Annotated in this window: 19 protein-coding genes; 8 read left to right on the top strand and 11 right to left on the bottom strand. The window is 60.8% G+C overall.

Annotated elements, in window-relative coordinates; translation table 11 throughout:
• Positions 1-3: 3 nt before the first annotated feature.
• Positions 4-1395 (top strand): hypothetical protein, encoded by a 1392-nt coding sequence (locus tag V1283_RS04305; RefSeq protein WP_334385204.1) that lies wholly within the window; start codon positions 4-6, stop codon positions 1393-1395.
• Between the two features lie 108 nt (positions 1396-1503).
• Here the strand turns inward: V1283_RS04305 and V1283_RS04300 are convergent, their stop codons facing one another.
• The 8 genes from V1283_RS04300 to V1283_RS04265 all read right to left on the bottom strand — a co-directional run bounded on the left by V1283_RS04300 (position 1504) and on the right by V1283_RS04265 (position 12903).
• Complete coding sequence (locus V1283_RS04300) at positions 1504-2664, bottom strand: glycosyltransferase family 4 protein (RefSeq protein WP_334385203.1); 1161 nt, start codon at positions 2662-2664, stop codon at positions 1504-1506.
• A gap of 8 nt (positions 2665-2672) precedes the next feature.
• Positions 2673-3602 carry an NAD-dependent epimerase/dehydratase family protein gene (locus tag V1283_RS04295; protein WP_334385202.1) on the bottom strand — a complete coding sequence of 310 codons (930 nt, stop codon included), beginning with the start codon at positions 3600-3602 and terminating at the stop codon, positions 2673-2675.
• The gene (locus V1283_RS04290) at positions 3599-4516 is read right to left on the bottom strand and encodes a class I SAM-dependent methyltransferase (RefSeq protein ID WP_334385201.1); all 918 of its coding nucleotides are present in this window, start codon (positions 4514-4516) and stop codon (positions 3599-3601) included. Before V1283_RS04290 ends, V1283_RS04295 begins: the two co-directional genes overlap by 4 nt.
• Positions 4489-5556, bottom strand: a complete 1068-nt coding sequence (locus V1283_RS04285; RefSeq protein WP_334385200.1) for a glycosyltransferase family protein — start codon at positions 5554-5556, stop codon at positions 4489-4491. Before V1283_RS04285 ends, V1283_RS04290 begins: the two co-directional genes overlap by 28 nt.
• A gap of 5 nt (positions 5557-5561) precedes the next feature.
• Positions 5562-6152, bottom strand: coding sequence for an acyltransferase (locus tag V1283_RS04280; RefSeq protein WP_334385199.1), 591 nt, complete (start codon positions 6150-6152; stop codon positions 5562-5564).
• A 1-nt stretch (position 6153) separates the two neighbouring features.
• A complete protein-coding gene (asnB, locus tag V1283_RS04275; protein ID WP_334385198.1) occupies positions 6154-7989 on the bottom strand; it encodes an asparagine synthase (glutamine-hydrolyzing) in 1836 nt (611 codons plus the stop codon).
• A 3-nt stretch (positions 7990-7992) separates the two neighbouring features.
• On the bottom strand, positions 7993-9546 hold the full coding sequence (locus V1283_RS04270; protein ID WP_334385197.1) for a lipopolysaccharide biosynthesis protein: 1554 nt from the start codon (positions 9544-9546) through the stop codon (positions 7993-7995).
• A 507-nt stretch (positions 9547-10053) separates the two neighbouring features.
• Complete coding sequence (locus tag V1283_RS04265) at positions 10054-12903, bottom strand: M10 family metallopeptidase C-terminal domain-containing protein (protein WP_334385196.1); 2850 nt, start codon at positions 12901-12903, stop codon at positions 10054-10056.
• A 342-nt stretch (positions 12904-13245) separates the two neighbouring features.
• On the opposite strand from V1283_RS04265, the gene V1283_RS04260 reads away from it, so the two are divergent.
• A complete protein-coding gene (locus V1283_RS04260; protein ID WP_334385195.1) occupies positions 13246-14439 on the top strand; it encodes a CaiB/BaiF CoA transferase family protein in 1194 nt (397 codons plus the stop codon).
• Positions 14440-14479: 40 nt separating this feature from the next.
• Here V1283_RS04260 and V1283_RS04255 read toward each other — a convergent pair whose 3' ends face one another.
• The 3 genes from V1283_RS04255 to V1283_RS04245 all read right to left on the bottom strand — a co-directional run bounded on the left by V1283_RS04255 (position 14480) and on the right by V1283_RS04245 (position 16625).
• The gene (locus V1283_RS04255) at positions 14480-14770 is read right to left on the bottom strand and encodes a hypothetical protein (protein ID WP_334385194.1); all 291 of its coding nucleotides are present in this window, start codon (positions 14768-14770) and stop codon (positions 14480-14482) included.
• Between the two features lie 26 nt (positions 14771-14796).
• Positions 14797-15642, bottom strand: a complete 846-nt coding sequence (locus tag V1283_RS04250; RefSeq protein WP_334385193.1) for a leishmanolysin-related zinc metalloendopeptidase — start codon at positions 15640-15642, stop codon at positions 14797-14799.
• Between the two features lie 308 nt (positions 15643-15950).
• A complete protein-coding gene (locus V1283_RS04245; RefSeq protein ID WP_334385192.1) occupies positions 15951-16625 on the bottom strand; it encodes a GntR family transcriptional regulator in 675 nt (224 codons plus the stop codon).
• Between the two features lie 223 nt (positions 16626-16848).
• On the opposite strand from V1283_RS04245, the gene V1283_RS04240 reads away from it, so the two are divergent.
• From V1283_RS04240 to V1283_RS04215, 6 genes are all read left to right on the top strand, one after another.
• Positions 16849-17820: a TRAP transporter substrate-binding protein gene (locus tag V1283_RS04240; RefSeq protein ID WP_334385191.1), complete on the top strand. Its 972-nt coding sequence runs from the start codon at positions 16849-16851 to the stop codon at positions 17818-17820.
• Between the two features lie 27 nt (positions 17821-17847).
• Positions 17848-18363, top strand: a complete 516-nt coding sequence (locus tag V1283_RS04235) for a TRAP transporter small permease (protein ID WP_442895842.1) — start codon at positions 17848-17850, stop codon at positions 18361-18363.
• Between the two features lie 26 nt (positions 18364-18389).
• A complete protein-coding gene (locus tag V1283_RS04230; protein WP_334385189.1) occupies positions 18390-19670 on the top strand; it encodes a TRAP transporter large permease subunit in 1281 nt (426 codons plus the stop codon).
• A 54-nt stretch (positions 19671-19724) separates the two neighbouring features.
• Positions 19725-20201: a type II 3-dehydroquinate dehydratase gene (locus V1283_RS04225; protein WP_334385188.1), complete on the top strand. Its 477-nt coding sequence runs from the start codon at positions 19725-19727 to the stop codon at positions 20199-20201.
• Between the two features lie 15 nt (positions 20202-20216).
• Complete coding sequence (locus V1283_RS04220) at positions 20217-20876, top strand: hypothetical protein (RefSeq protein ID WP_334385187.1); 660 nt, start codon at positions 20217-20219, stop codon at positions 20874-20876.
• Between the two features lie 430 nt (positions 20877-21306).
• The gene (locus V1283_RS04215; RefSeq protein WP_334385186.1) at positions 21307-22533 is read left to right on the top strand and encodes a radical SAM protein; all 1227 of its coding nucleotides are present in this window, start codon (positions 21307-21309) and stop codon (positions 22531-22533) included.
• The last annotated feature ends 34 nt before the right edge of the window (positions 22534-22567 follow it).

Below are 22567 nucleotides of genomic sequence, written 5' to 3'. Positions count from 1 at the left end.
ATGATGCATACGTTAGAAAGCAAGCGCGCTCCAAGCATCATGGAACGCGTTCGATTGGCGCCCGGCTCGCGCTTTGGCCTGTACGTGCTGGTGTGTCTTCATATCGTCATTTGCTGTATCTCGTTGGCCCAGATTGCGCATTGGCAATCGTACATGCTGTACGACGCCGCCCGGCTCCACTACGCGATCATCGCGGTCCTGGCGTTTTCGACCGTCTCGCTGCTCTTCATGTTCACCCGCTTCAGCTTTGGTTACCTCATCGGCTTCAGCCTGTTCACGATGATCCTCGGCTTCATCTGGCTGAATAACTTCTCCAAGTTCAATTACGATCACCGGCTGGCGGGCCTTTCGGCCGCTGCGTCGGCGCTGCTGTTTCTGCTGCCCGCCCTGCTCATCAACACACCTCTCAAACAGCGATACGCACTGTCGCCTGCCGCGCTCGAACACCTGCTGAAATTCATTCTGGTGCTGGCGCTCGGCACGATCGTCGTGGCGTCATTCTACAATTTCAGACTGGTGTCGATCAGACAGATTTACGATTTTCGCAACGAACTCTATTTTCCGGCGCCGATACGTTACCTGACCGGAATTATATTAACCGTGCTGCTGCCGTTCGCCTGCGCCTGTTATCTGGCGCTCAATCGCCGCTGGTGGGCTGCCGTACCGCTTCTTCTGATGTTGCTCTTCTATCCGATCACGCTCAGCAAATTTGCGCTTTTTTCGACGGTGTGGGTCATTGTTGTGCTGCTGCTGTCGAGGATTTTCGAGCCCCGGATTGCAACCGTCTTGTCGATCCTCCTGCCGATGCTTCTCGGCGTGATCCTGGTGTCAGCGTACCTCAACGACTATACGCAGTATTATTTCGGCGTGGTGAACATCCGAATGATGGCGACTCCATCCAGCGCCATGGACATCTACAACGACTTCTTCTCAGGCCACCCGCGCACCTGGTTCTGCCAGATATCGTTCCTGAAACCATTGATGAGCTGTCCCTATCAGGAGCAGCTGTCGGTGGTGATGGAAGAGTTCTATCAACTCGGCAAGTTCAACGCATCCCTATTTGCGACAGAGGGCATCGCCTCCGTCGGTCTGTATTTCGCGCCACTGACGGCATTGGTGTGCGGGCTTGTCATAGCGATCGGCAATCGGGTATCGGCGGAACTTCCGCCGCGCTTCGTCCTGATGTCAGGCGTGCTGCTTCCCCCGGCCTTTCTCAATGTCCCCTTCACGACGGCGCTTCTAACACATGGCGCCGGGATTCTGTTCCTGCTGTGGTACATCATGCCACGCACGATGTTCCAGCCAAGTCGAACCGGCGGCTTCCCTGATCAAGCGCAAGCGGAGCACGCCGTCGAAACGCTGCATCCAACTCCGCAAGGCGATCACCAGACATGACTTTGCCGGAGAACTTCAATGCAACGCGTTCTGATCACGGGCGGCGCCGGATGATCGGGCAGAACAGATGCACCATGGCGCGCGCCAGTTGACCGACTGCCGTTCCTGCTATCGCGGAAAGACCCGAATTGCATGCCGGATTGTATTTGCAAAGTCCGTAGCAAAGGCGGCCACGCGGTCATCATGGTCGGGAACAAGACTTCGGACCAATGGGGCGACTGACTCCTGTGCCACCCGCACAAGGTGATCCGCCAGGGTTGCGGGGTCATCCGTTCCGAAATATCTCGCCGTGCCAGTGGTCTGTTCGCGATGGACGTCGAGGTCAGATAATATCATCGGCACCCCAAACGATTTGGCCTCTTCAACGGTTGTGCTCCATCCCTCGGACCGGGACGGATTTATCAGGGCGGTGCATGCCCGCAGCAACGCGTACACGTGCGATAGCGGAATCATTCCCAGATGAAGGAAACGCTTTTCGAGGCCAAGACTTCGCACGCGCCCCATGACCTCATCGAAATGGCCTCGCTCGCGCCGATCTTCGGTGCTGCCCGACGCGCACACGACGGCATCGAACCCGCGCTGCGCCAGAATGGCCAGTGCATCCACCACCACCTGATGGTTCTTGTGCGTGTAAAATTGATTTGGCAGATAGAAGTATCTTTCGGGCAATTGGTATTGCGCCACTACCTCGACCGGATTTGTGGTCAGGAACGTCGGCGATGGCTGGGTTGCGAAACGAACTATGCAGGCCTCGTCCTTCGCGCCGGGATAGAATGTCCTGAAGTCGCGATGCGAGCTTTCGCTGCTCAGCATGATGGTCCGCCCGGATGCGATCTGCATTCGGAAACCGGCTTCGCGACGCCACCGCGCCCCCGCGGGAAAAAGCTGAGGCAACCGTCGATGCTGAAAATCGGGAAACCACGCAATTGCAGGATAAGGCAGACGCCAGCCAAAGAAGCGGGCGGATTCGAAGACGGCATCGATGCGCTGCGTCCGGAATTCCGCCGCTGCCGCGCGGTCAAGCCCCAGCGCTATCGCCGCAGCCAAACCCGTACGGCCTTCGAACGCCGCCGATCGCACCACCTCCACGGCCGGGATCGCGGCGAGCGGCGCAAGATCGGCATCATCGTCACCGGTTCCGGCAAACAGCACGGGAGCCAACTCGCCCGGGCGGAACTTGCTCAGCGCCGCAAACAGATTGCTTTGATAGTTGTAGCCCCCGGTCCAGAGCCGGCGGGGGATATGCGTAAACGCAAGGCGCAGCGGCACACCCGGGTTCACCGGACCTGATCCTTGAACCACGAAACATAGTCCGCAAGGCCTTGTTCAACCGGGATCTTCCAGCCAAAGGGCAGCGTGTGCAGCATCGAGTCGTCCGACAGTAGACTTGACGGGTCGCCGGCGCGAACGATGCCTGAATATTGCATCGAAATGCTTCCGCCCCAGCATTCCGCAATTATTGCAGCAACCCGCGCCACCGTCGTGCCATGTCCGGATCCGGCGTTGATCACCTGAAAGGTCTCCATTTGCGGCCTTTCGTCGATTTCGGCGAGCAGCCGGGCGACGTCACGGACATCGGTCCAGTCCCGCACCTCCGCGCCTGTGCCTCCCAATACCAGCTTCCGCTCGCCAGCTTGCAGGCGGGAGCAGATGTCCCACGGCAATTGCTTGCGCAAATTCGGCCCGTAGACCGAGAACAGCCGCGCCACCGTGCTGCGCAAGCCAAAGGTGACGGCGTAGCTCCGGCAAAGTTGCTCCATCATCAGCTTGTGCTGCCCGTAGGGTGACATCGGAAGCGTTTCAGCATTCACCGCAATCGCCCCTTCGTGACCCGCACCATAGACCGCGGCGCTCGACGCGGCGATCAAGCGGCAATCCCTGGCCGAACCGCGAAGCCACTCCAGCAATCTGGCCGTGCTTGCGACAGTGCGCGAAAAGTCATCAAACGGCTGCACGATCGACAGCCCAACTGACGAGCCGCCGGCCAGATGGAAGATCGTCGACGGCAATCCGGAGTGCTCCGCCAGCACATTGAGATTGGCCGCATCGATCTCGCCGTTCAACCAATGCTCAAGGCCGATGCGACGCCTTTCCGCCTCGCCGATCGCGCCATGGCCGATGCCGTGAACGCGATTACCCCGATCAGCCAGCCCACGAACGAGATGCCGAGCGATAAAGCCATTGGCGCCGGTAACCCATACGTTCATGCCGGGGCCTTGCGACAGACGAATGAGTAGAGCCGGCCGGGCCGATCGTCAAAGGGCCCCGCCACCGAAAGGAGCGACGTGAAAACGCTTCTGGAAGCAAGTGCGGCGCGCCAGATGGGTCTAACCGGAATCTTGTCCGTCAGTCTCTCCACGATGGCCGCTCGCAACGTCTCGATTGTATAGGGAAACAGATTGATCGGACTCCTCAGCGGCGCAAGCACCTCGATCGCGGCAAAGCCCGCAGTCTTTAGCGCGCCGACATATCGATCGAGAAGATACGCATGCTCGCCGCCATAAAGGTGATGCAGGGGATGCTGTTCGAGAAACGCGCCGAGGTCGGATTCCTTTGAGATCACATGCTCGCGCGCGGCGATCAGCATTCCGCCAGGACGAAGCACGCGGAACATTTCCCGGCAGGCGCCGTCGAGATCGCGCATATGGTGCAGCACGGCCCGCGCGAACACCACATCGAATGTGCCGTCAGTGAACGGAAGGCGCTCGGAGAATTCTTCGACCACCTCGATCGGCAGGCGGGCCTCGGCCGCGAGACGGCGGATCGCTGCGGTCCCGACCACGGCACTGGGATCAGGCTCGAGCGCGGTGACCACAAATCCGCTCCGCGCCAGCGCATAGCTCGCAATTCCGCGCCCGGCGCCGACGTCAAGCGCCTTGCCGGTCCGGTGCTCCAGAAACCCGGAAACTGCCTGCCATTCGGCGCTGGCAAAATAGCGCTCGGCCGCACCGATCAGAGGGTCATCATAGAACGCGTCGAGCACGAGCTGGCGCTGGTCCGGCTGGTTGCGCAGCCAGACCACGGCATCTTCCCACGTCGTGAGAGGCTTTTCGTCCAACATGCAAACCCGCACTTGCTGGCCCGGCACGCCGGTCAGATCAGATCCTGAAATTTCGTCCATTGCAGTTGTTTGCTATAGCGCTCTCTCACCATGGCGCAACCCGCCTGAGCGATGGATCTGGCCAAAGTTTCATCCCTCATCAGCCTGTTGATCAACTCGGGTATGTGCTCGGGCGAGGAATATTCCAGCATAGTTTCGCCATCAACGAAACCCTCCGGATAGCGCCCTGCGTCCGTCAAAAGGACTGCTCCGCCTCCCGTCGCCTCAAAGCATCTCATATTGCCGCGATCCTCTCCCGCCATGTCCACCGCACCGTTGAATACGATGCGGCTTTTGGCGATCGCGGCATACGCATCCAGGCCATACAACGGATAAGCGCGAATCTCACGAATTTCGTCCGGATGACGGTATGAGTGAAGCCCCGGCACAGGAGGAAGAAAATTTGCCAATCGGGTAAGGCGTGAGTCTTCGAGGTGAAAGCGCGCCCGGACACCAGGCGTCGAAGCCGCAGCCCGGAGTGCCTGGCTGCGCTTGACGTGGTGGCGCGAGAATCCTCCGATGAAGATGAGGTCAAGTTCATCGCTTCGGGCTGCGGCATAGGCGTCCATCACAGGGTCATGCGCCGGAAAAAAATACGCCACCCGACAGCCCTTCTGTCGCCAGCTATCGAGGATCGAGGGAAAGTTGCATACGATCAGGTCGTACTTCGTCAGGTCTGCACTTCCAGAGGGTGCGGCTCGCCAGCCAATCGACTTCTTCACGCAACCCGGCAATTTCGCAACAAACTCGCTGCCGTAACGGATCGGGTCAAGATTATAGAATACTTCAGTGCGATGCTGCTCTATCTGCGCAAGCAGAATTTGCTCCAGGTTCTTTGTCCGCAGACCATTCTCTTTCGCCCACAGCATCTGCAGGCGTTCATCGTCTCCATTGGTGTAGAACGCGTCCGGGCTGTTGGTGAGCACGGGCAGAAGGATATGGGACGCAGTGAATCTCGTCTCCAGAAATTGCGCTCGTCCGGCTGCAAAGCTTTGATAGGGCGTGTGGCGACGATGGACACGGAATCCACGCGACAGGCCGTTGTTCTGTAAAACGCGCATGGCAGTCACACCGCCGGACGCGCATCTGGCGGGGAGCCCAATGCGCGGATTACTCTGGCGGGATTCCCGACCGCCAAGGTGTATGGCGGAATATCGCGGGTGACAACCGAACATGCCCCGATTACAGCCCCCTCTCCGATGGTGACTCCTTTCAGGATGCTCACGTTGAATCCGATCCAGGCCTTATCGCTCACCACGACCGGCGCATGCGCGATCCGCTCCCAATTTTTCCGCCCGGCACCCCATTCGCGAACATCGTTCCGGCGATCCATCCAATCGATACTGTGGGAGTCGTGGTCCACAATCGTAACTCCCCATGACATGATAACGTCGTCGCCGATGACGAGGCTTCGATAACAGATCAGATGGCTTCGTCCGATAAATGTGCGGTCGCCGATCTGAATTTTTCCTCCAGCTTCCTCGAAGCTGATATCGGCATGAACGATCGAATCTTCGCCTACCGACAAGGTATTGCCGGCTACCCGGCCGATGCGGCGCCATGCGATCGTCGATCCACGTCCGATGCTCACCGCCCCGGAAAGCCGGCTTTTCCAACCAAGGATGGCATCGACGCCTGTGAGAATGAGTCTTCGCATGTCAGTATCTTGCCAGCATCCATTTCATATTCAGATACGGCCAAATCCGGCCGACCGATTCCCAGTCCCATGTCTTCGACGAAATTAGGCGGCCGACCGTCCTGCGCAGGCCTGCTTCGTTCACCAGTTCGGCGAACGCCGGCACCTTCTGATCGAGCAGACTGGCAGTCCAGCCGGCGAGAGGCCCGTTCAACCATTCCGGCATCGGCGAATTGAATCCGACCTTCCGGCGTCCCATGCGAATGGATTCCGGCATCAGGTTGGCCATCGCCTGCCGCGCAACGGCCTTGGTATAGCCATTCGATGACTTGCTGGTCGCCGGCAACGCCATTGTATAAGTCACCAGACGCCAGTCCATGAACGGCATACGAACCTCAATGCCGTGGGCCATCGACAGTCGGTCGAAGTTTCGCAGGATCGTCGGCAGCACGGTGCTGTGGAACATGCGATAGAGGCGCTTGTTCAATACGCCCCATTCGCTTGGCAAGATGTCGTCATCGCCGACCAGCGGAAACTGGGCCGGGATATCGAGAAGACCACCGCGCAGGAAATAGTGCCCCTGGCGCCTGATCATCAACGCTCGAAGCAGGTCGACGCCTCGCCTCGTTAGCGCCGAATTCGAGCCAAGCGCGGCAGCCGCGTTCCGAAGCCAGAACGCCCCCGATTGTCCTTCCTGGAAATAGGCCCCCATCAGCTCGTCCGCGCCATGGCCATCCAGCGACACCGTCACGTTATGCTGCCTGAGTTCTCGATAGATCAACCAGGCAGCGCTTGGAAGTCCGATATAGACGTCATCGTTGTCGTCGAGAATCCGATCGAGATCGTTCAGCGCGTCGGCGCGACCGACCTCGATGAATGTCGGCGCGACATCCGCCCAGGCCGCGGCCTCCTCCGCCATCGGCCGCTCGTCATTGGAGGCGCCGGGGAACGTCGCGACGAAAGCGTGGCGCCACGAGGTGCTGTCCCGCGGGCCCATGCCGGCCTTTTCGTGCGCAGCCATGGTGCAGATCACGGCCGACGAATCGAACCCTCCCGACAGACAGGTCCCGATCGGGACGTCGCTGCGCATTCGCAGCGCAACCGCATCCTGGAAAATCTCGCGAAAGCGTTCCACCCGTTCGGCTTCGTTGGCCGGGATCGCGGGCAGATGATCTACCGTCCGCCACCAGCGTCGGATCTCCAATTTTCCCCGGCGCAGCCACATGCAATGTCCGCCCTGCAGGCGGCGCACCTCCCTGCAAAGGGTCCGCTCGCTGCCCTCGACCCCGAAGGCATCGACCATGAGCCGCCGCGCTACGTCGATATCCAGCGACACATCGATCAGGCCGCTTCGCACCAATGCGCGCTGCTCCGATGCAAAGACAAAGCGCTCCGATGTCAACGCATACAACAGCGGCTTGATGCCGAAACGGTCGCGCGCCAGAAACAGTTCTTCGGTTTTGGTATCGAAGATCGCCAGCGCCCACATTCCATTGAAGCGCGTCAGCATGCCTTCCCGCCACGCTTGCCATGCGGCCAGAATGACTTCGGTATCTGACTGGCTGCGAAAACTGGTCCCCTGTGCCTCGAGTTCGCGCCGCAGTTCCAGGAAATTGTAGATCTCGCCATTGAACACGATCACATGACGACCATCACTGGAAATCATCGGCTGATACCCCCCGTCGCCGGGGTCGATGATTGCCAGCCGACGATGGCCGAATGCCAGATCGCTATTCGCGCTGAACCAATAGCCCTCGCCAAACGGACCGCGATGCGCGACCAGGTTCGTCAGTCGCGAGATCTCCGCTGGTTCGACCGCGTTGCCGCGGAGGTTCATGATGCCCGCAATTCCGCACATTCGTTAGATCGCCTTGAGGGGCAGGAAGCGACCGGCGATGACACGGAGATCCCGCCAGCAAGCCGCGCCGTATGGACCGGCCAACGAAGCCGCGACCGCAACCGCAAAGATGACGCCGGCCGCCAGCACAAAGAGGCCCCCCACGTACCACCAGCCGAGCGCCTGGTCGAGTTGCGCGCTGCGGAAGCCATATCGTAACGCCAGCGCGGTTGCGATGCTGACGCCAATTGGCATCAGCACAAAGTGGATCAGGCGCGACCACATGCCCGCGAGGTTGAAATGCCGGCGTAGCAGGATCACGACGGTGACCATTTGAGCGATCATGCCGATGCAGGCGCTCCATCCCGCCGCCTGCCATCCGAGATAGGGCAAGGCGATCACGCTGGTCGCCAGTGTGAACGCGCCAGTGAGCAGCGTGATCAAGGCGTTCGAACTCGATCGCCCTTGGGCCAGAAGATAGAAAGCAAACACGTTTGAGCTCGAGCCAAGTATTCCAGCGATCGACAATACAACCAACACGCGCTGGGCTTCGGCAGCCACTTCGGCGCCGGTCCACAGATGAAGCAACGGGCCCGCGACGGGTATCAGGCCGCCAAGCGCACTCGCGGCGAGCACGTTGAGGATCCAGGAAGAGCGGAACAACAGATCGGCCTTGCGATCGTCAGTCTCTTTTTGCAGCGCGCTGAAGAACGGGAAGAGGATTTCGCCGACCTTCAGGACGCCGATATACACGGCTTCTTCCAGCCGCTGCGCAATCGTGTAAAAGCCGACGAACTGCGGCTGCAGCAAAGCTCCGAGCAAATAGCGATCTGCCTGTGCCGCAATGAGCGCACCGCCCTGGGCGGCCAGTTGCCAGCCACCCAGCTTGACCAGATGACCAAGCGCGCCGCGATCGATCGCCGGGGGCGCCATCCAATCGCCTACGACGCGCCGGGACCATCCGAAGGCCAGAAGCAGGCTCGTCGCAAAGCCCAGCGCCTGACAGCCGAGAAACGTCGAGGCCTGTGGCCAGCGCGGAATGAGCAGCAGCATCGAGCCTGTTGCAACCACGGTACTGATGATGCTGATCGAAGCAACTCTTCGATAGTCCTGGCGCGCCGTGAACAAGGCCAGGAAAACCGCGGACAAGCACTGGCACAGCCATCCGGCCCCGGCCAGCGCAAATGCAAGCCCGAGATCCTCCGCGGACCGTCCACTCAGGTGAAATCCGAGGCGCGCAAGTGGTGCCCCGGTCAAAGCGAAGAGGATCATGATCGAGCCGCCCGCCGCCAATGCCAACATCGCTGCGGTGGCGAACAGGCGTCGCGCATCGTCGCGCTCGGACGGCTCCAGTCGCACCGCGAGCTCCCGCGTCATCGATAATGCCAGCGTGTTGCTGAATGCCAGTGCGGGCGCGACGCAAGCGCTAACGAGGCCTGCAACGCCGAACGCGGCAACGCCGAGACGAAAGACCACGAACGGCAAGACAACGAGATTGAGCGCCACGGCGACGCCAAAGGCGACCGCGTTCCAGGCAGAATTACCCAGCAGATCGGTGGAGCTTTTTTTCAGTGCCATATCAGCTTCAGGCCACCACACATTGCTTGACTTGCTCGTCTGATCGACCAACGGAATGTCCCGGCGCGACATAGATCAAGGAAAAGCGCACCTGCTGGCCTCGTCGAAAAGCCGACCGAGGCGACGACTGAGTGCGTGATTTGCCCACCGTTGCCTGTCTACAGGAGCCTCTGAGGGGCTGCAATGCATCGCCCCTAAACTATTGAAATATCGCGATTTAATAAGGAGGCCGGCGCGTACCGCTGTGGATCCACATTATAGTTGTGGCCGATTGTTCAACTTTTTGGCGGCATTCCAATTTCACAGGGCTCAAGGTCATCAAGCACGTTGTGCACGTTTCCGACTGTCACGGCGGCACTTGGTCAAGCGAACTTCTTGCACGTCAAGGAATGGTACGCACAGTACGGGATCTCGAACTCACCGCGGGCGGGACGTGGCATTTGAATTCGAGAATGCCTGCGCCGGGAATCTGCAGGCCCTAAGCGGCATCTTCGATTGCCGTAGCGGCTACACGAGGTGAAAATCTATCAAATGAGACTGATGGATGTAGGGTTCGATGTCGCCTGCATGCGAGCTAGTCGCGAGCGTGGCAATTACGCGACCCGCTTCCGGGACTGAGCCATTCAAAGCGAGCTCATGACCATCGACGGCGGCTGTTGGACGTCCCGCGTCGTTGGCAAAAGCAAAAGATTTGTTGCTGCTACTTTCGAATAGAGCTTGCCCAACCGGCGGCGCCGTCACCGTAACCTGGACGACGTTATAGGTATTGTTGCCCTCGTTGCTCTCGCCGATCTGGTTGCCGTAGTCGGCGATACCACCAATGTAATAGGTGCCGGCCGCGAGATTGCCGGGAAGCGTGACCGAGACCGTCTGATGGTCGTAGTAACCGGGTTGGCTGACCGTCGCCAGCGTGCCCGACGTCGTCAAAGTCGCAAGCACCGTATCGGACGTGGTGATGGTAGCATCGGAAGAGATGTAGATCCTGTCGGTCGACAGACCGGACACGCCGTTGCCGAGGTTCATGTCGTAGGCGTCGATCGTGACATTGCCGCCAGCCGCCATGGTCGTGGCGCTCACCGCAACGTATTCGGACAGATCGGGTCGTTGCGGTGCCGTCACCGTAACCTGGACGACGTTATAGGTATTGTTGCCCTCGTTGCTCTCGCCGATCTGGTTGCCGTAGTCGGCGATCCCGCCAATGTAATAGGTGCCGGCCGCGAGATTGCCGGGAAGCGTGACCGAGACCGTCTGATGGTCGTAGTAACCGGGTTGGCTGACCGTCGCCAGCGTGCCCGACGTCGTCAAAGTCGCAAGCACCGTATCGGACGTGGTGATGGCAGCGTCGGAAGAAATGTAGACCCTGTCGGTCGACAGACCGGACACGCCGTTGCCGAGGTTCATGTCGTAGGCGTCGATCGTGACATTGCCGCCAGCCGCGATGGTCGTGGCGCTCACCGCAACGTATTCGGACAGATCGGGTTGTTGCGGCGCCGTCACCGTAACCTGGACGACGTTATAGGTATTGTTGCCTTCGTTGCTCTCGCTGATCTGGTTGCCGTAGTCGGCGATCCCGCCGATATAATAGGTGCCGGGCGCGAGATTGCCGGGAAGCGTGACCGAGACCGTCTGATGGTCGTAGTAGCCGTTCTGGCTGACCGTCGCCAGCGTGCCCGAGATCGTCAAAGTCGCAAGCACCGTGTCGGACGTGGTGATGGTAGCATCGGAAGAGATGTAGATCCTGTCAGTCGACAGACCGGACACGCCGTTGCCGAGATTCATGTTGTAGGTGTCGATCGTGACACGGCCGCCAGCCGCGATGGTCGTGGCGCTCACCGCAACGTATTCGGACAGATCGGGTTGTGGCGGCGGCACGAAAATATTAACCAAATCGCCCGCGACCAGCGTGATGTTGCCAACAAGATCAATGATGAAATCGGCGGTCCGGTCGCCATTGGTGTCGCCCGCGAGCATGGTGACCCCGAGAGAACTATTGAATACCGCGCTCAACTCACCAGCGACGCCACTGAAAGCCGCCGTACCGATGAAATGGAAAGTTTCTTGGGCGGCGGACGAATCAATCGCGTCGATCCCGCTGAGGTCGATGTGGTCCAGGCCGGAAGTGAAATCTGTAATCCGGTCGTGCTGACCGCTGGCGGCCGAACTCTCACCCAAGGCGAACACGAACGTGTCGCCGCTGCCGCCGCCGGTCAGACTGTCAATGCCGAAGCCGCCGATCAACGTGTCGTTTCCGGCGCCGCCGATCAGCGTGTCGTTGCCGCCCCCACCCGACAGCGTACAGCCCGTGTCACTTGCGATCAGCGTATCGTTGCCGCTGCCGCCAATGGCTTTCTCGATGGTCGCGTTGAGTGCGATTCCGATGTTGTTGGTAAGGCCCCCTACCGAGGAAAAGGCGCCCGGGTGCAGGTCGATGGTCTGCGCCGCAGAATAGCCGGAGCAATCGAGCGTGTCGGTGCCGCTGCTGTCGTAGATGGTCAGCGCCGGAGCCGAGGTATAATTGCCGAAACTGAAGACCGCACCGGCATTGCTGTTGAAGCCATAGACGGTGTCGCCGGTTCGCGTCGAGGTCGCCGCTCCGTAGATCGAGTCGACGGCGTAGATGTCCGCCATCTGCGGCGTAACCACGTAGCGGTACGAACTCCCGGAATAATTGGGTTCCGAGAAATACGACATGATGGAATATTGCCAGGTGTCGTTGGCGTAGATCGCGTTGGTCGAATACGACGCGCTGCCATTGTACGGCCCCTGATGGCCGAGGCCGAGCGCATGTCCGATTTCGTGGATGTAGGTCTGGTAGCCGTAACTATCGATACCGGTCTTGCCGTCGTTCGCGCCGCCGTCGGTGGTGATCCAGTTGGAGCTGATGGTGATTGTCGCCCAAGCAATTGCGCCCGAGCCGGACCAGGCGGCATTGGTGACCGCCTGCATGTTGCCGGAGTTGCTGAACGTGATGTTGGCGGAGCCCGAGGTCTGCACGAAATTGATGTTGGCGACATCGTGCCAGGCCTGCATCGCCGACAGCGCCAGAAATTGCTCTGCTGAGTTCAGCGCGCTGATATTGTAGGTGACGGTGTTGGACGCCCAGTGATGGGCGATGGCGCTGCTGTCTTGCCAGAAACCGTTGACGAGATAATCGGCAAGCGTTGCGATCGAGGCGACCGGCTTCCCGGCACTAACGCTGATCGACCCCACGACGCCTTCGGCGAGCGGGTACCGGTCGGGGTCGTCGTCGACGAAGAGCACATCCGTCGCCCCTCCATGCGCAGGCACGCCCGGCTCCCCGGCATCGAGCGACGGTAAGGCCCAGATCTGATCGGAACGCAGGTCATTCTTCTTCATCAATCAACTCGCCAGCACGTCGTTTCGGTTGCGGAGAATCGCTGAGCACCCGGAAGGCTAGAATCGCCCCATTAACGCTCGTTTACCAGCCGGGCTTGTTACTTGCTTTACGGCATTACGACGAAAAGCGGAATCCGAGAGTACCAGTCCGTAGATTTTCGGGGCCGGATTTCGGCCGTTCCGCGCAGCCAGGCTTCCGATCCAACAATGACGCCTCGCCCTGCCCCATGACCGCCCCTCGCCGGGCCCCGAACAAGGAGTTGGAATTCGGCGCCAGATTTGTTTAAGTCAGATCGGGCTGCCCCCTCCCACCGCGAAAATCCAAAAAAAGAAGGTTTCTCAATGCCTTTCCCCCGCGCCTCGCAGGCCCTTTCCCGCTTCACCGTGCTCGATCTCACCCGCGTTCGCTCCGGGCCCACCTGTGTGCGGCAATTGGCGGATTGGGGCGCCAACGTCATCAAGATCGACGCGCTGCTGGAAGACAGCGGCGGCGAGCAGCCGGGCGGCCCGCGCCAGGGCTCGGATTTCCAGAATTTGCACCGCAACAAGCGGGCCATGACGCTGAACCTGAAGGACCCCAAGGGCCTGGAAGTGTTCCAGCGACTCGCCGAGCGGGCCGACGTCGTGGTCGAGAATTTTCGCCCCGACGTGAAAGCAAAACTCGGCATCGACTATGCGAGCCTGCGCCAGATCAACCAGCGCATCGTCTATGGCAGCATCTCCGGCTTCGGCCAGGACGGCCCCTACCACAAGCGGCCGGGCTTCGATCAGATCGCGCAGGGCATGGGCGGGCTGATGTCGATCACCGGTGCGCCCGGCGAGGGCCCGATGCGGGTCGGCATCCCCGTCGCCGACCTCACCGCCGGGCTGTTCTGTGCCATGGGTATCCTCACCGCGCTGCTGGAGCGGGACGTTTCCGGCGAGGGCCAGTGGGTGCAGACCTCGCTGCTGCAGGCGCAGATCTTCATGCTGGATTTCCAGGCCTCGCGCTGGCTGATGGAAAAGGACGTGGCCAAGCAGGCCGGCAACAACCATCCGACCTCGATTCCGACCGGCGTCTTCAAGACCTCCGACGGCTACATCAATATCGCCACCACGGGCGGCAGGATTTGGGAACGCTGCGCGCAGGCGATCGGCGCACCTGAACTCGTCACCAACCCCGATTACGCCACCGCGCCGGCGCGCTCGAAGAACCGCGACGCGCTGAACGAAACGATCGGCAGGCTCACCGAGAAGAAATCGACGGAGACCTGGGTCAGGGAATTGAACGAGGCCGGCGTGCCCTGCGGCCCGATCTATTCGATCGACCAGATGTTCGACGACGCCCAGGTCAAGCACCTCGGCATCGCGCAACACGTGCCGAACGACGAGAACCGCCACATCCAGCTCGTCGGCCAGCCGGTAACGCTGTCGCGCACGCCAAGCAGCATGGCCGCGCGCCCGCCGGAGTTCGGCGAGCAGACCGAAGAGGTGCTGGCAGAATTCGGCTTCGGCAAGGACGAGATCGCGGAGCTGCGGCAGCGCAAGGTGGTGTGAGCAGACCCTCTTTTCTCCGCGCCTGCGGGGGTTGCGCCGTTTACTGCGCTTGCAGTTTGCGCAAGCCGTCAAAGCGTGTGTCGACGTAGCGCCCGGCTCCGTCGACGACGCGACAAAGATCCGTCCCGTCATAATAGAGCAGCACGACCTTGGCACCCGCGTCGAACTGCCCTGCGGGTGGCCCGCTGGGAGTGCCACGCGAGGCATAGAATGGCTGCGATCGCGTGACCTCGTGCGTGAACTGATTGGGCGCGGGAGATATCTGACAGTTCGACGGAATCAACGCCGAGTCCGGAAGCACAGTCGCCTCGGGTCGCTTCATCCCTTCCATTGCCGGCCACTCCCGCGCGCGGGCATCTAGTGTGCGAGGCTTTCCTCGGGCAACGTCATCGGAATCCGTGGGAGTACGATGCCCTTCTCCATAGCGGCGTGTTCGGCAAGTACGCCTGCTTCGGCCATGAGCAGATGATCGGGCAAGTGGTACGGCTGCGCGGCCGCCATGTTCACTTGATACCCCAGATCCTGCAAACTGGCGATCGTTACCCGGCTCATGGGATTGCCTCCGACGTTGACGAAGCCGGTCATCAATTCGGCCTTGAAAACCGCGTCGCGCCAATGCGAGTTCCTCGTGCCCGACCCGCCCGTGTTTTCCACAGGTACAGGCAACGGGGTCGCCGAGCTGCGGAGAGCGCCGTATTCGCGCATGGCATTGGTACCCTGGAACGTCGGATTGCTCGTGGTGGCGCCCTTCAACAAATGCTTTTTGGTCCAGACCGTTCCAATGCCGATCACATGCCCCATCTCATGGGTGATGACATCGTTCAGGGTGCCATCGGCTTCCATGTTGGCGAGGTCGGCACTGTCGAATTGCATTTCGCCCGTGGCCGGCAGAAACGCGGCGGCCCCGGCATTACCCGGACGCAGGAAGACCGGCCCCGCCTGACCGAGAATTTGTCCCGGCCCGTCTATCTCGCTTCCCTGCGCGGTAATGCGGAGGTTGTTGATCGTTTGACCGTCGATGGTGACATCGGGCAAATCGCCGACGATCGCCGTGGTCCACCGCTTTGCCGCGAGCTTGAAAGCCGCCATCTGATTGTTCGTCAATCCACCCATGAAAACCACATCGATCGTGTATCCGGGGGCGGCTGCGACTGCGTGGGAAATCTCAGCGCCCTTCTGGGCACGATATCGTTGCATGGCCATGACTATTCTCCAATTTCAAAATGAATTTTTCAAAGTGCGCTCAATCTACGCTTGCATGGTGACGCCAAGTCATTCGGCTTGCAAGCGAGACACAGCGTCAGCAAAGCTTACGCGTTCGTGCCGTGCGACGGCGTCCCGAGACCGGAGACCTCAGGTCCCGCAAGGTGTTGCAGATCTTTTCTTGAAACGACGTGCAAGGCGCATTGCCGAAATTGTGATCCGCCATTCGCGTCACAGGTGTCGGCAGATTACGCGGGAGCTTGCCATCGATCCCGCGCTTCGGACCCGTCGGGATGATGCGCCGGTTACTACTTCAGCGCCTTGGTTGCGAGCGCGTGTCCCACGCAATTGTTCAAATGCGCGCGCAGCGTTTCGGTCGCGGTCGCGGCGTCGCGCTTCAGCGCAGCCTCGAGCAACGCCTTGTGCTGGGCGGCGGGCTCGCTGCCTCGGTAGCTGAAGGCGACCATCTGGTAGCGGAAATATTTGTCGAACACCAAGGCATGCATCTCCATCAGCGTTCGTGAGCCGCAATTGGAAATCAGCGCCTGATGGAACTCGCCGTCATAGCGCTTCCACTGTTCGAGCTCGCCGAGGCCGTTCTCCATCAGCCGGTCGGTTGAGGCGAGCTTGTGGTGCGCGGAAACCACGCGCCCTTCCCACTCGACATCGGCATGGGCAAACGACACGCCCATTGCATGGGTCTCCAAAACCAGGCGAAGCTCCGCAAGCTCCTTCAGGTTCTCCACCGAGACCGGCGTGACCTCGAAGCCGCGGCGGCCTTCCGCCAGCACAAAACCTTCCGCGGCGAGGCGATTGAGGATTTCGCGCAAGGTGGAGACGCTGACGCCATAGTCTTCCTTGAGGCCGTCGAGCCTGAGCTTCTGCCCCGGGCGCAGCCGGCCGAACACGATATCGGTCCGGATGCGGCGATAGCCGTCATCGCCGACTGCTTCCTGCTCTTCAATCCGCTCGACCAGTGTCATTGCCAAATCCGTGCGCGTGGCCGCCCTCGCGGCCTTGCCATGCCGGCCGATTCCTCACAAGCCTCATATCATACTATATTAGACATTTCATATGATGAAATACATTTTATATTTTTACATCTATTCCACCATATGAATATCTTTGCCCGCCGCGACGCCAAATGATCGCGAACCAGGGAGAAACCGCCATGCGGATCGGATTGCTGTGCGTTGCCGTCAGCCTTTGCGCGCTTGTGGGAACACCTTCTGCCGCCGAGGTGCAGGAACGCACATCCGCTGGGGCCACCTCAACAACACCGACCATCCCGTCAGCTTCGGCGTGCAGAAATTCGCCGAGGTGCTGGCGGCCAAGAGCGGCGGCAAGCTGAAGATCCGCGAGTTTCCGGCTTCGCAGCTCGGCAACGAGATGCAGCAGCAGTCGGCGGTACGCGGCGGCACCCAGGAAATCCTCTCGGCATCGACGACTTCGCTCGCCGGCGTCGTCAAGGACCTCGGCCTGTTCGACTTCCCCTTCACCGTCGGCACGTTCGAGCAAGCCGAGGCGCTGGCCCAGGGCGCGTTCGGAAAGGCCATGCTCGATTTGCTGCCCGAGAAGGAACTGATCGGTCTGGGCTATTGGGGGCTCGGCTTCCGCAACGCCACCAACAGCAGCCGCCCGATCGCGAAGGTCGAGGACTTCGCCGGCCTCAAGCTGCGCGTGATCCCGAACCCGGTCTATCTCGAAACCTTCAAGGCCTTGAAGGCGAACCCGGTGCCTATGGCGTTCGGCGAATTGTACACCGCGCTGGAAAACAAGACCGTCGACGGCCAGGAGAATCCCTACAGCGTCATCCTGTCGAACAAGTTCTACGAGGTGCAGAAATACGTCTCGGCGACCAACCACACCTTCACCCAGAACATCATCATCGTCAGCAAGAAGTTCTGGGACGGCCTGTCTCCGGAAGAACAGAGGATGCTGCGCGACAGTTTTGCCGAGACGCGTGAGTACCAGCGCGACCAGACCAAGCTCGCGGCGGACAAGGCGCTGAGCGAACTGAAGGCAAAAGGCATGCAGTTCAACGAGATCGCGCCGGCCGAATACGCCCGCATGCAGGACGCCACCAAACCCGTCGTCGACAAGTTCTCCGCCGAATATGACCCGGCCCGCGTAAAACTCTTCACCAGCGAACTCGCGCGCATCCGTGGCGCCAGGTAAGCCGCCGGGAAAACTTCCATGGGCGCCATCGAGCGGCTGATCGACCTCTACTGCCGGCTGTTGAAGGTAGCGATCGCGGCGTGCCTCGCCGCGATGGTGGTGCTGGTCTTCACCAATGTCGTGATGCGCTATCTCTTCAACTCGGGGATTCCGACCTCGGAAGAGCTGTCGCGCTGGCTTTTGGTCTGGCTGACGTTCCTCGGCGCTATCGTCGCGCTACGCCAGCACGCCCATCTCGGCGTCGACACGCTGGTCCGCGCCCTCCCTCCCCTCGGCAAGAAGATCTGCTTCATCGCAAGCTACGTCCTGATGCTCTACGTGAACGGCCTCCTGACGCTCGGAAGCTGGAAACAGGCGGTATTGACCTTTGGCGACAGCGCGCCCGCGTCAAACATTTCGGTGGGACTGTTCTTCTATTCGTCCGGGCTCGTGTTCGGCGTCTCGGCGGCCGTGATCCTGCTCGTCGATCTCGTGCGGGTGTTGAGCGGGTCGGCGTCCGAGGAGGACCTGATCTCGGTGAAGGAAAGCGATGACCACACCTGATCGTCCTCCAACGGCGGGAGCCAAGCGTGACGCTCGCGGTCTTCACCCTCTCCCTGCTCGGCGCGATGGCGCTGGGGATGCCAATTGCGTTCGCGCTGATCGTCTGCGGCGTCGCGCTGATGCATTCGCTGGACATTTTCGACTCCCAGATCGTCGCCCAGAACATCATCAACGGCGCCGACAGTTTTCCCCTGATGGCCGTCCCGTTCTTCATGCTGGCCGGCGAGGTCATGAACCGCGGCGGACTGGCCAAGCGGATCGTCGACGTCGCGCTGGCGCTGGTCGGCCATATCCGGGGCGGCCTCGGCTACGTCACCATCCTCGCCTCCTGCGTGCTGGCTTCGTTGTCGGGTTCGGCGGCGGCGGACGCGGCGGCGCTGGCGGCGCTGCTCGTTCCCATGATGGTCGCGGCCGGCCACCGGAAGATGTATGCGGCGGGCCTCGTCGCCGCCGGCGGCATCATCGCGCCCGTCATCCCGCCCAGCATCGGCTTCGTGCTGTTCGGCGTGGCCGGCGGCGTCTCGATCTCGAAACTGTTCCTCGCCGGAATCTTCCCTGGCCTCATGCTCGGCGTCGGACTGTGTTTTTCCTGGTGGTGGGTCGCGCGCCGGGAGAACGTCGAAAGCCCGCCGCGCAAATCGCTCCGCGAAATCGTCTGGACCTTTATCGACGGATTCTGGGCCTTGATGCTGCCCGCGATCATCATCGTTGGCCTGCGTTTCGGCGTGTTCACGCCGACCGAGGCCGCCGTCGTCGTCGCCGTCTACGCGCTGTTCGTGGCGACCTGCATCTACCGCGAGCTCAAGATCGGCGACCTCTATGAAGTCTTCGTCTCGGCCGCGCTCAGCACCAGCATCGTCATGTTCCTGGTCGCGGCGGCGCTGGTGTCGTCCTGGCTGATCACGGTGTCGGAAATCGCCACGCAAGTGGTCGATCTCGTCCGTCCCTTCATGGGCAACCAGACCCTGCTGATGCTGGCGATCATGGTGCTGGTCGTCATCGTCGGCACCGCGCTCGACATGGCGCCGACCATCCTGATCCTCACCCCGATCCTGATGCCGATCGTCAAGCAGGCCGGCATCGACCCGGTCTATTTCGGCGTGCTCTTCATCATCAACAACGCGATCGGTCTCATCACCCCACCCGTCGGCGTCGTCCTCAACGTCGTCTGCGGCGTGTCGCGCATCAGCATGGAAGACATCATCAAGGGCGTCTGGCCTTTCATGATCGCCCAACTGATCGTGCTGCTCCTGATGATCCTGTTTCCGGCAATCGTCACCGTGCCGGCGAAATGGTTCAGCGGCTGACATGTTGCCGCAATCGGCTACACTGCACCGGCATCACCCCGTGAAAGGCATTTTATGCGCATCATGATCCTCAATGGCCCGAACCTGAACATGCTCGGCATCCGCGAGCCGCACATCTACGGCTCGACCACGCTCGACGCCATCAAGGCCTCCTGCGAGGAGTTTGCTGCCTTCACCGGCACGCAACTGGCGTTTCACCAGTCCAACCACGAGGGCGAGCTGGTCGACCTGATCCAGTCCGCGCGCACGTCGGCGGACGCCCTCATCATCAATCCCGCCGCCTACTCCTTCACCTCGATTGCGATCTACGACGCCATGAAGATTTTTGATGGCCCGATCTACGAGGTGCACATCTCCAACATCCACGCCCGCGACGAGCTGCACCGGCACTCGAAGCTTTCGGCCGCGGTGAAGGGCGTGATCGCGGGCCTCGGCCCCTACGGCTACATCGTTGCCATGCAGGCCGCGCTGCAGGGCGCCGGCCAGTTGCCGGCATCGCTGCCGCCGGCTGTCCGCGTCGGCCCGAAATGACGGATGGAGCCTGACATGCAGGGAGCCGGTTATCTCGCCATCTGGAGCGATCTCGCGCCGCAGGACGAAACCGACTGGGCGCACTGGATCACGCGCGAACATGCCGCCGAACGGGTCGGCGTCAACGGCTTCCTGGCATGCCGCATCTTTCGTGCGCTCGGCGCGTCGGTGAACCGCTACTTCATCCTCTACGAACTCGAGGATGAACGCGTCGTCGGCGGTGCGGACTATCTGGCGCGGCTTAACACGCCGACGCCATGGTCGCAGCGCATCATGCCCCGGCTCGGCAATTTCGCGCGCGGCGGCGGCCGCATCGCAGCTTCAGCCGGCACCGGCCAGGGCGGCATCGTCGCTCCCCTTCGCCTCGACGCCGCGCCGTCCTGGGACGCCGCCGCGCTTGTCGCAGAGCTGGCCCGCCTCGACCGCATCATCGCCGCACGGGTCCTGCTCACCGACATCACGCAGACCTCGATCAAGACCCGCGAGAAAGGCATGCGAGCCAACGACGGCTCCTTCGCCGCTCTGCTGCTGATCGAGGGCATCGACGAGACCGCGGTCCGCGACGCCATCCATCATCTGCGCAAGACACTTCCCGCCGAGGATCACGGCGCGATCGACAACCTGCCGCTCTACCGGCTCGCCTTCAGCCTGCCGAAGCGACTCCGGCCGGGCTGAAAGCGCAGACGGTGAAGGCAGCTTGCGTTGCGCCAGAAGCGGAGGCATACTGCCTCCTCTGCTCAACCGGTTGAACACCGGCCTTTCGTTCGATCCCTCGGCTGCGTCGCGAAAAGAGGAGCATGATCATGGCGATAACGACGCTCAAGGTTTTGGCGAGCCTCCTGCAACTGCACGGGCCAGGCGCGACCATACAGAGCGATCATCAAGGCATCGACGCGTTGCTGAGTGACCTGCGCGGCCAAGGTGCCGACCCAGTGGCAACCGAGGTTGCCTTCAGACGAGGAGCATTTGCCAAAGGGGCGGGTGCCGGCGCCTTTCGCAGGGCCGGGTATGCTCCGCGCGCAGGCGCGTTCCGCAGAGGGGGATTTATTCGAGGATACTAGTCGAAGGCTGGTAGTAGTTTCATCAAGTCCATCCCGGTGCCGGCATGTCGGCTGACGATTCAAATTCCGCCACCTTTCAAGATCAGCCGATCACGCAGCTACTGGTCAAAGTGGCAACGAGATGCAACATTGATTGCTCCTATTGCTATTGGTTCCGCGACGCGTCCGTCTACGATAAGCCGAAGCTGATGAGCGCCGAGGTGCTGCATCAACTGCTGCAGCGCATCGAGCAACATGTCGCCAGATACTCCCTCGTCGATTTTCCCATCATTCTGCACGGCGGCGAGCCCTTGCTGTGGGGCGTTGAGAATTTCCACCGTTTTGCCGAGGCCTGTGAGGACATTTCGTCACGAACAGGCTGCGAAATACCCATCGCGGTCACAACCAACGGCGTGCTGATCGATGGTGAATGGCTGGACTGCTTCGAGACGCGCAACATCGCGGTTGCAATCAGCCTCGATGGACCGGCGCATATTCACGACATTCACCGCCGCACGTTTCAGGGCACGGGTACCCACGCCGCGGTGGAACGCGCCGCCCGCATGCTGGTATCACGCGATATTGGCGTAAGCGCCTTGGCCGTCTGCAATCCCGCCTACCCGCCGGCGCAGTACGTCGAGTTTTTCGCTGCGTGCGGGGTTTCAAACTATGACATCATGATCCCCGATGCGACGGTGGATGAGAAGCCGCCATCCATTGCCTCGTTTTACAACGGTCTGTTCGACTTGTGGCTGGCCGCCAATCGCAGTGCACCGACAGCCAATATCCGGATCATTTCCGACATGATCACTGCCCTGCTTGGCAACAATTCGCCCACCGAGGGCGTAGGCCACAAGGCCATCGAACTTTGCACCATCATGACCGATGGTACCGTCGAGGCTCACGATGTGTTGCGGATCGCAGGCGACGGCTTCACACAGACCAAATTCAACATCTTCGATCATGCCATCGACGAAGTCAGGAACGAGCATCGCTGGAAAGCCGCACGCGATGCTTCAATCCATCTTTGCGAGAAGTGCCGACAGTGCAAATTCATGAACGCCTGCGGCGGAGGCTATCTTCCCCATCGTTTTTCCAGGAAAAACGGTTACGACAATCCATCGGTCTATTGCGACGATCTCTATTCGATGTTTGAGAACATGCAATCCGTGCTGGAGAGCCATCTTTACGTCAGCAAGCCAGGTGGGGAACGCATCAACGTGCGAGACACGTTGCCGAGCACCCAGTTGGAGCGTGAGCTCATGCCGTCGACCCCAGCTCACGGTTCATAGCCCATCGCCCTGGTTTGACGGCTCTACCTATCCT

It is taken from the genome of Bradyrhizobium sp. AZCC 2262, from assembly GCF_036924535.1.
Lineage (GTDB): Bacteria > Pseudomonadota > Alphaproteobacteria > Rhizobiales > Xanthobacteraceae > Bradyrhizobium.
This window is presented reverse-complemented; position numbering and strand designations above follow the sequence as displayed.

Excerpts from the sequence above, each read along its gene's own strand:
- V1283_RS04305 (WP_334385204.1), top strand. The coding sequence starts at position 4 with ATGCATACGTTAGAAAGCAAGCGCGCTCCAAGCATCATGGAACGCGTT.
- V1283_RS04295 (WP_334385202.1), bottom strand. The coding sequence starts at position 3,602 with ATGAACGTATGGGTTACCGGCGCCAATGGCTTTATCGCTCGGCATCTC.
- V1283_RS04290 (WP_334385201.1), bottom strand. The coding sequence starts at position 4,516 with ATGGACGAAATTTCAGGATCTGATCTGACCGGCGTGCCGGGCCAGCAA.
- V1283_RS04285 (WP_334385200.1), bottom strand. The coding sequence starts at position 5,556 with ATGCGCGTTTTACAGAACAACGGCCTGTCGCGTGGATTCCGTGTCCAT.
- V1283_RS04280 (WP_334385199.1), bottom strand. The coding sequence starts at position 6,152 with ATGCGAAGACTCATTCTCACAGGCGTCGATGCCATCCTTGGTTGGAAA.
- asnB (WP_334385198.1), bottom strand. The coding sequence starts at position 7,989 with ATGTGCGGAATTGCGGGCATCATGAACCTCCGCGGCAACGCGGTCGAA.
- V1283_RS04270 (WP_334385197.1), bottom strand. The coding sequence starts at position 9,546 with ATGGCACTGAAAAAAAGCTCCACCGATCTGCTGGGTAATTCTGCCTGG.
- V1283_RS04265 (WP_334385196.1), bottom strand. The coding sequence starts at position 12,903 with ATGAAGAAGAATGACCTGCGTTCCGATCAGATCTGGGCCTTACCGTCG.
- V1283_RS04260 (WP_334385195.1), top strand. The coding sequence starts at position 13,246 with ATGCCTTTCCCCCGCGCCTCGCAGGCCCTTTCCCGCTTCACCGTGCTC.
- V1283_RS04255 (WP_334385194.1), bottom strand. The coding sequence starts at position 14,770 with ATGGAAGGGATGAAGCGACCCGAGGCGACTGTGCTTCCGGACTCGGCG.
- V1283_RS04250 (WP_334385193.1), bottom strand. The coding sequence starts at position 15,642 with ATGGCCATGCAACGATATCGTGCCCAGAAGGGCGCTGAGATTTCCCAC.
- V1283_RS04245 (WP_334385192.1), bottom strand. The coding sequence starts at position 16,625 with ATGACACTGGTCGAGCGGATTGAAGAGCAGGAAGCAGTCGGCGATGAC.
- V1283_RS04225 (WP_334385188.1), top strand. The coding sequence starts at position 19,725 with ATGCGCATCATGATCCTCAATGGCCCGAACCTGAACATGCTCGGCATC.
- V1283_RS04220 (WP_334385187.1), top strand. The coding sequence starts at position 20,217 with ATGCAGGGAGCCGGTTATCTCGCCATCTGGAGCGATCTCGCGCCGCAG.
- V1283_RS04215 (WP_334385186.1), top strand. The coding sequence starts at position 21,307 with ATGTCGGCTGACGATTCAAATTCCGCCACCTTTCAAGATCAGCCGATC.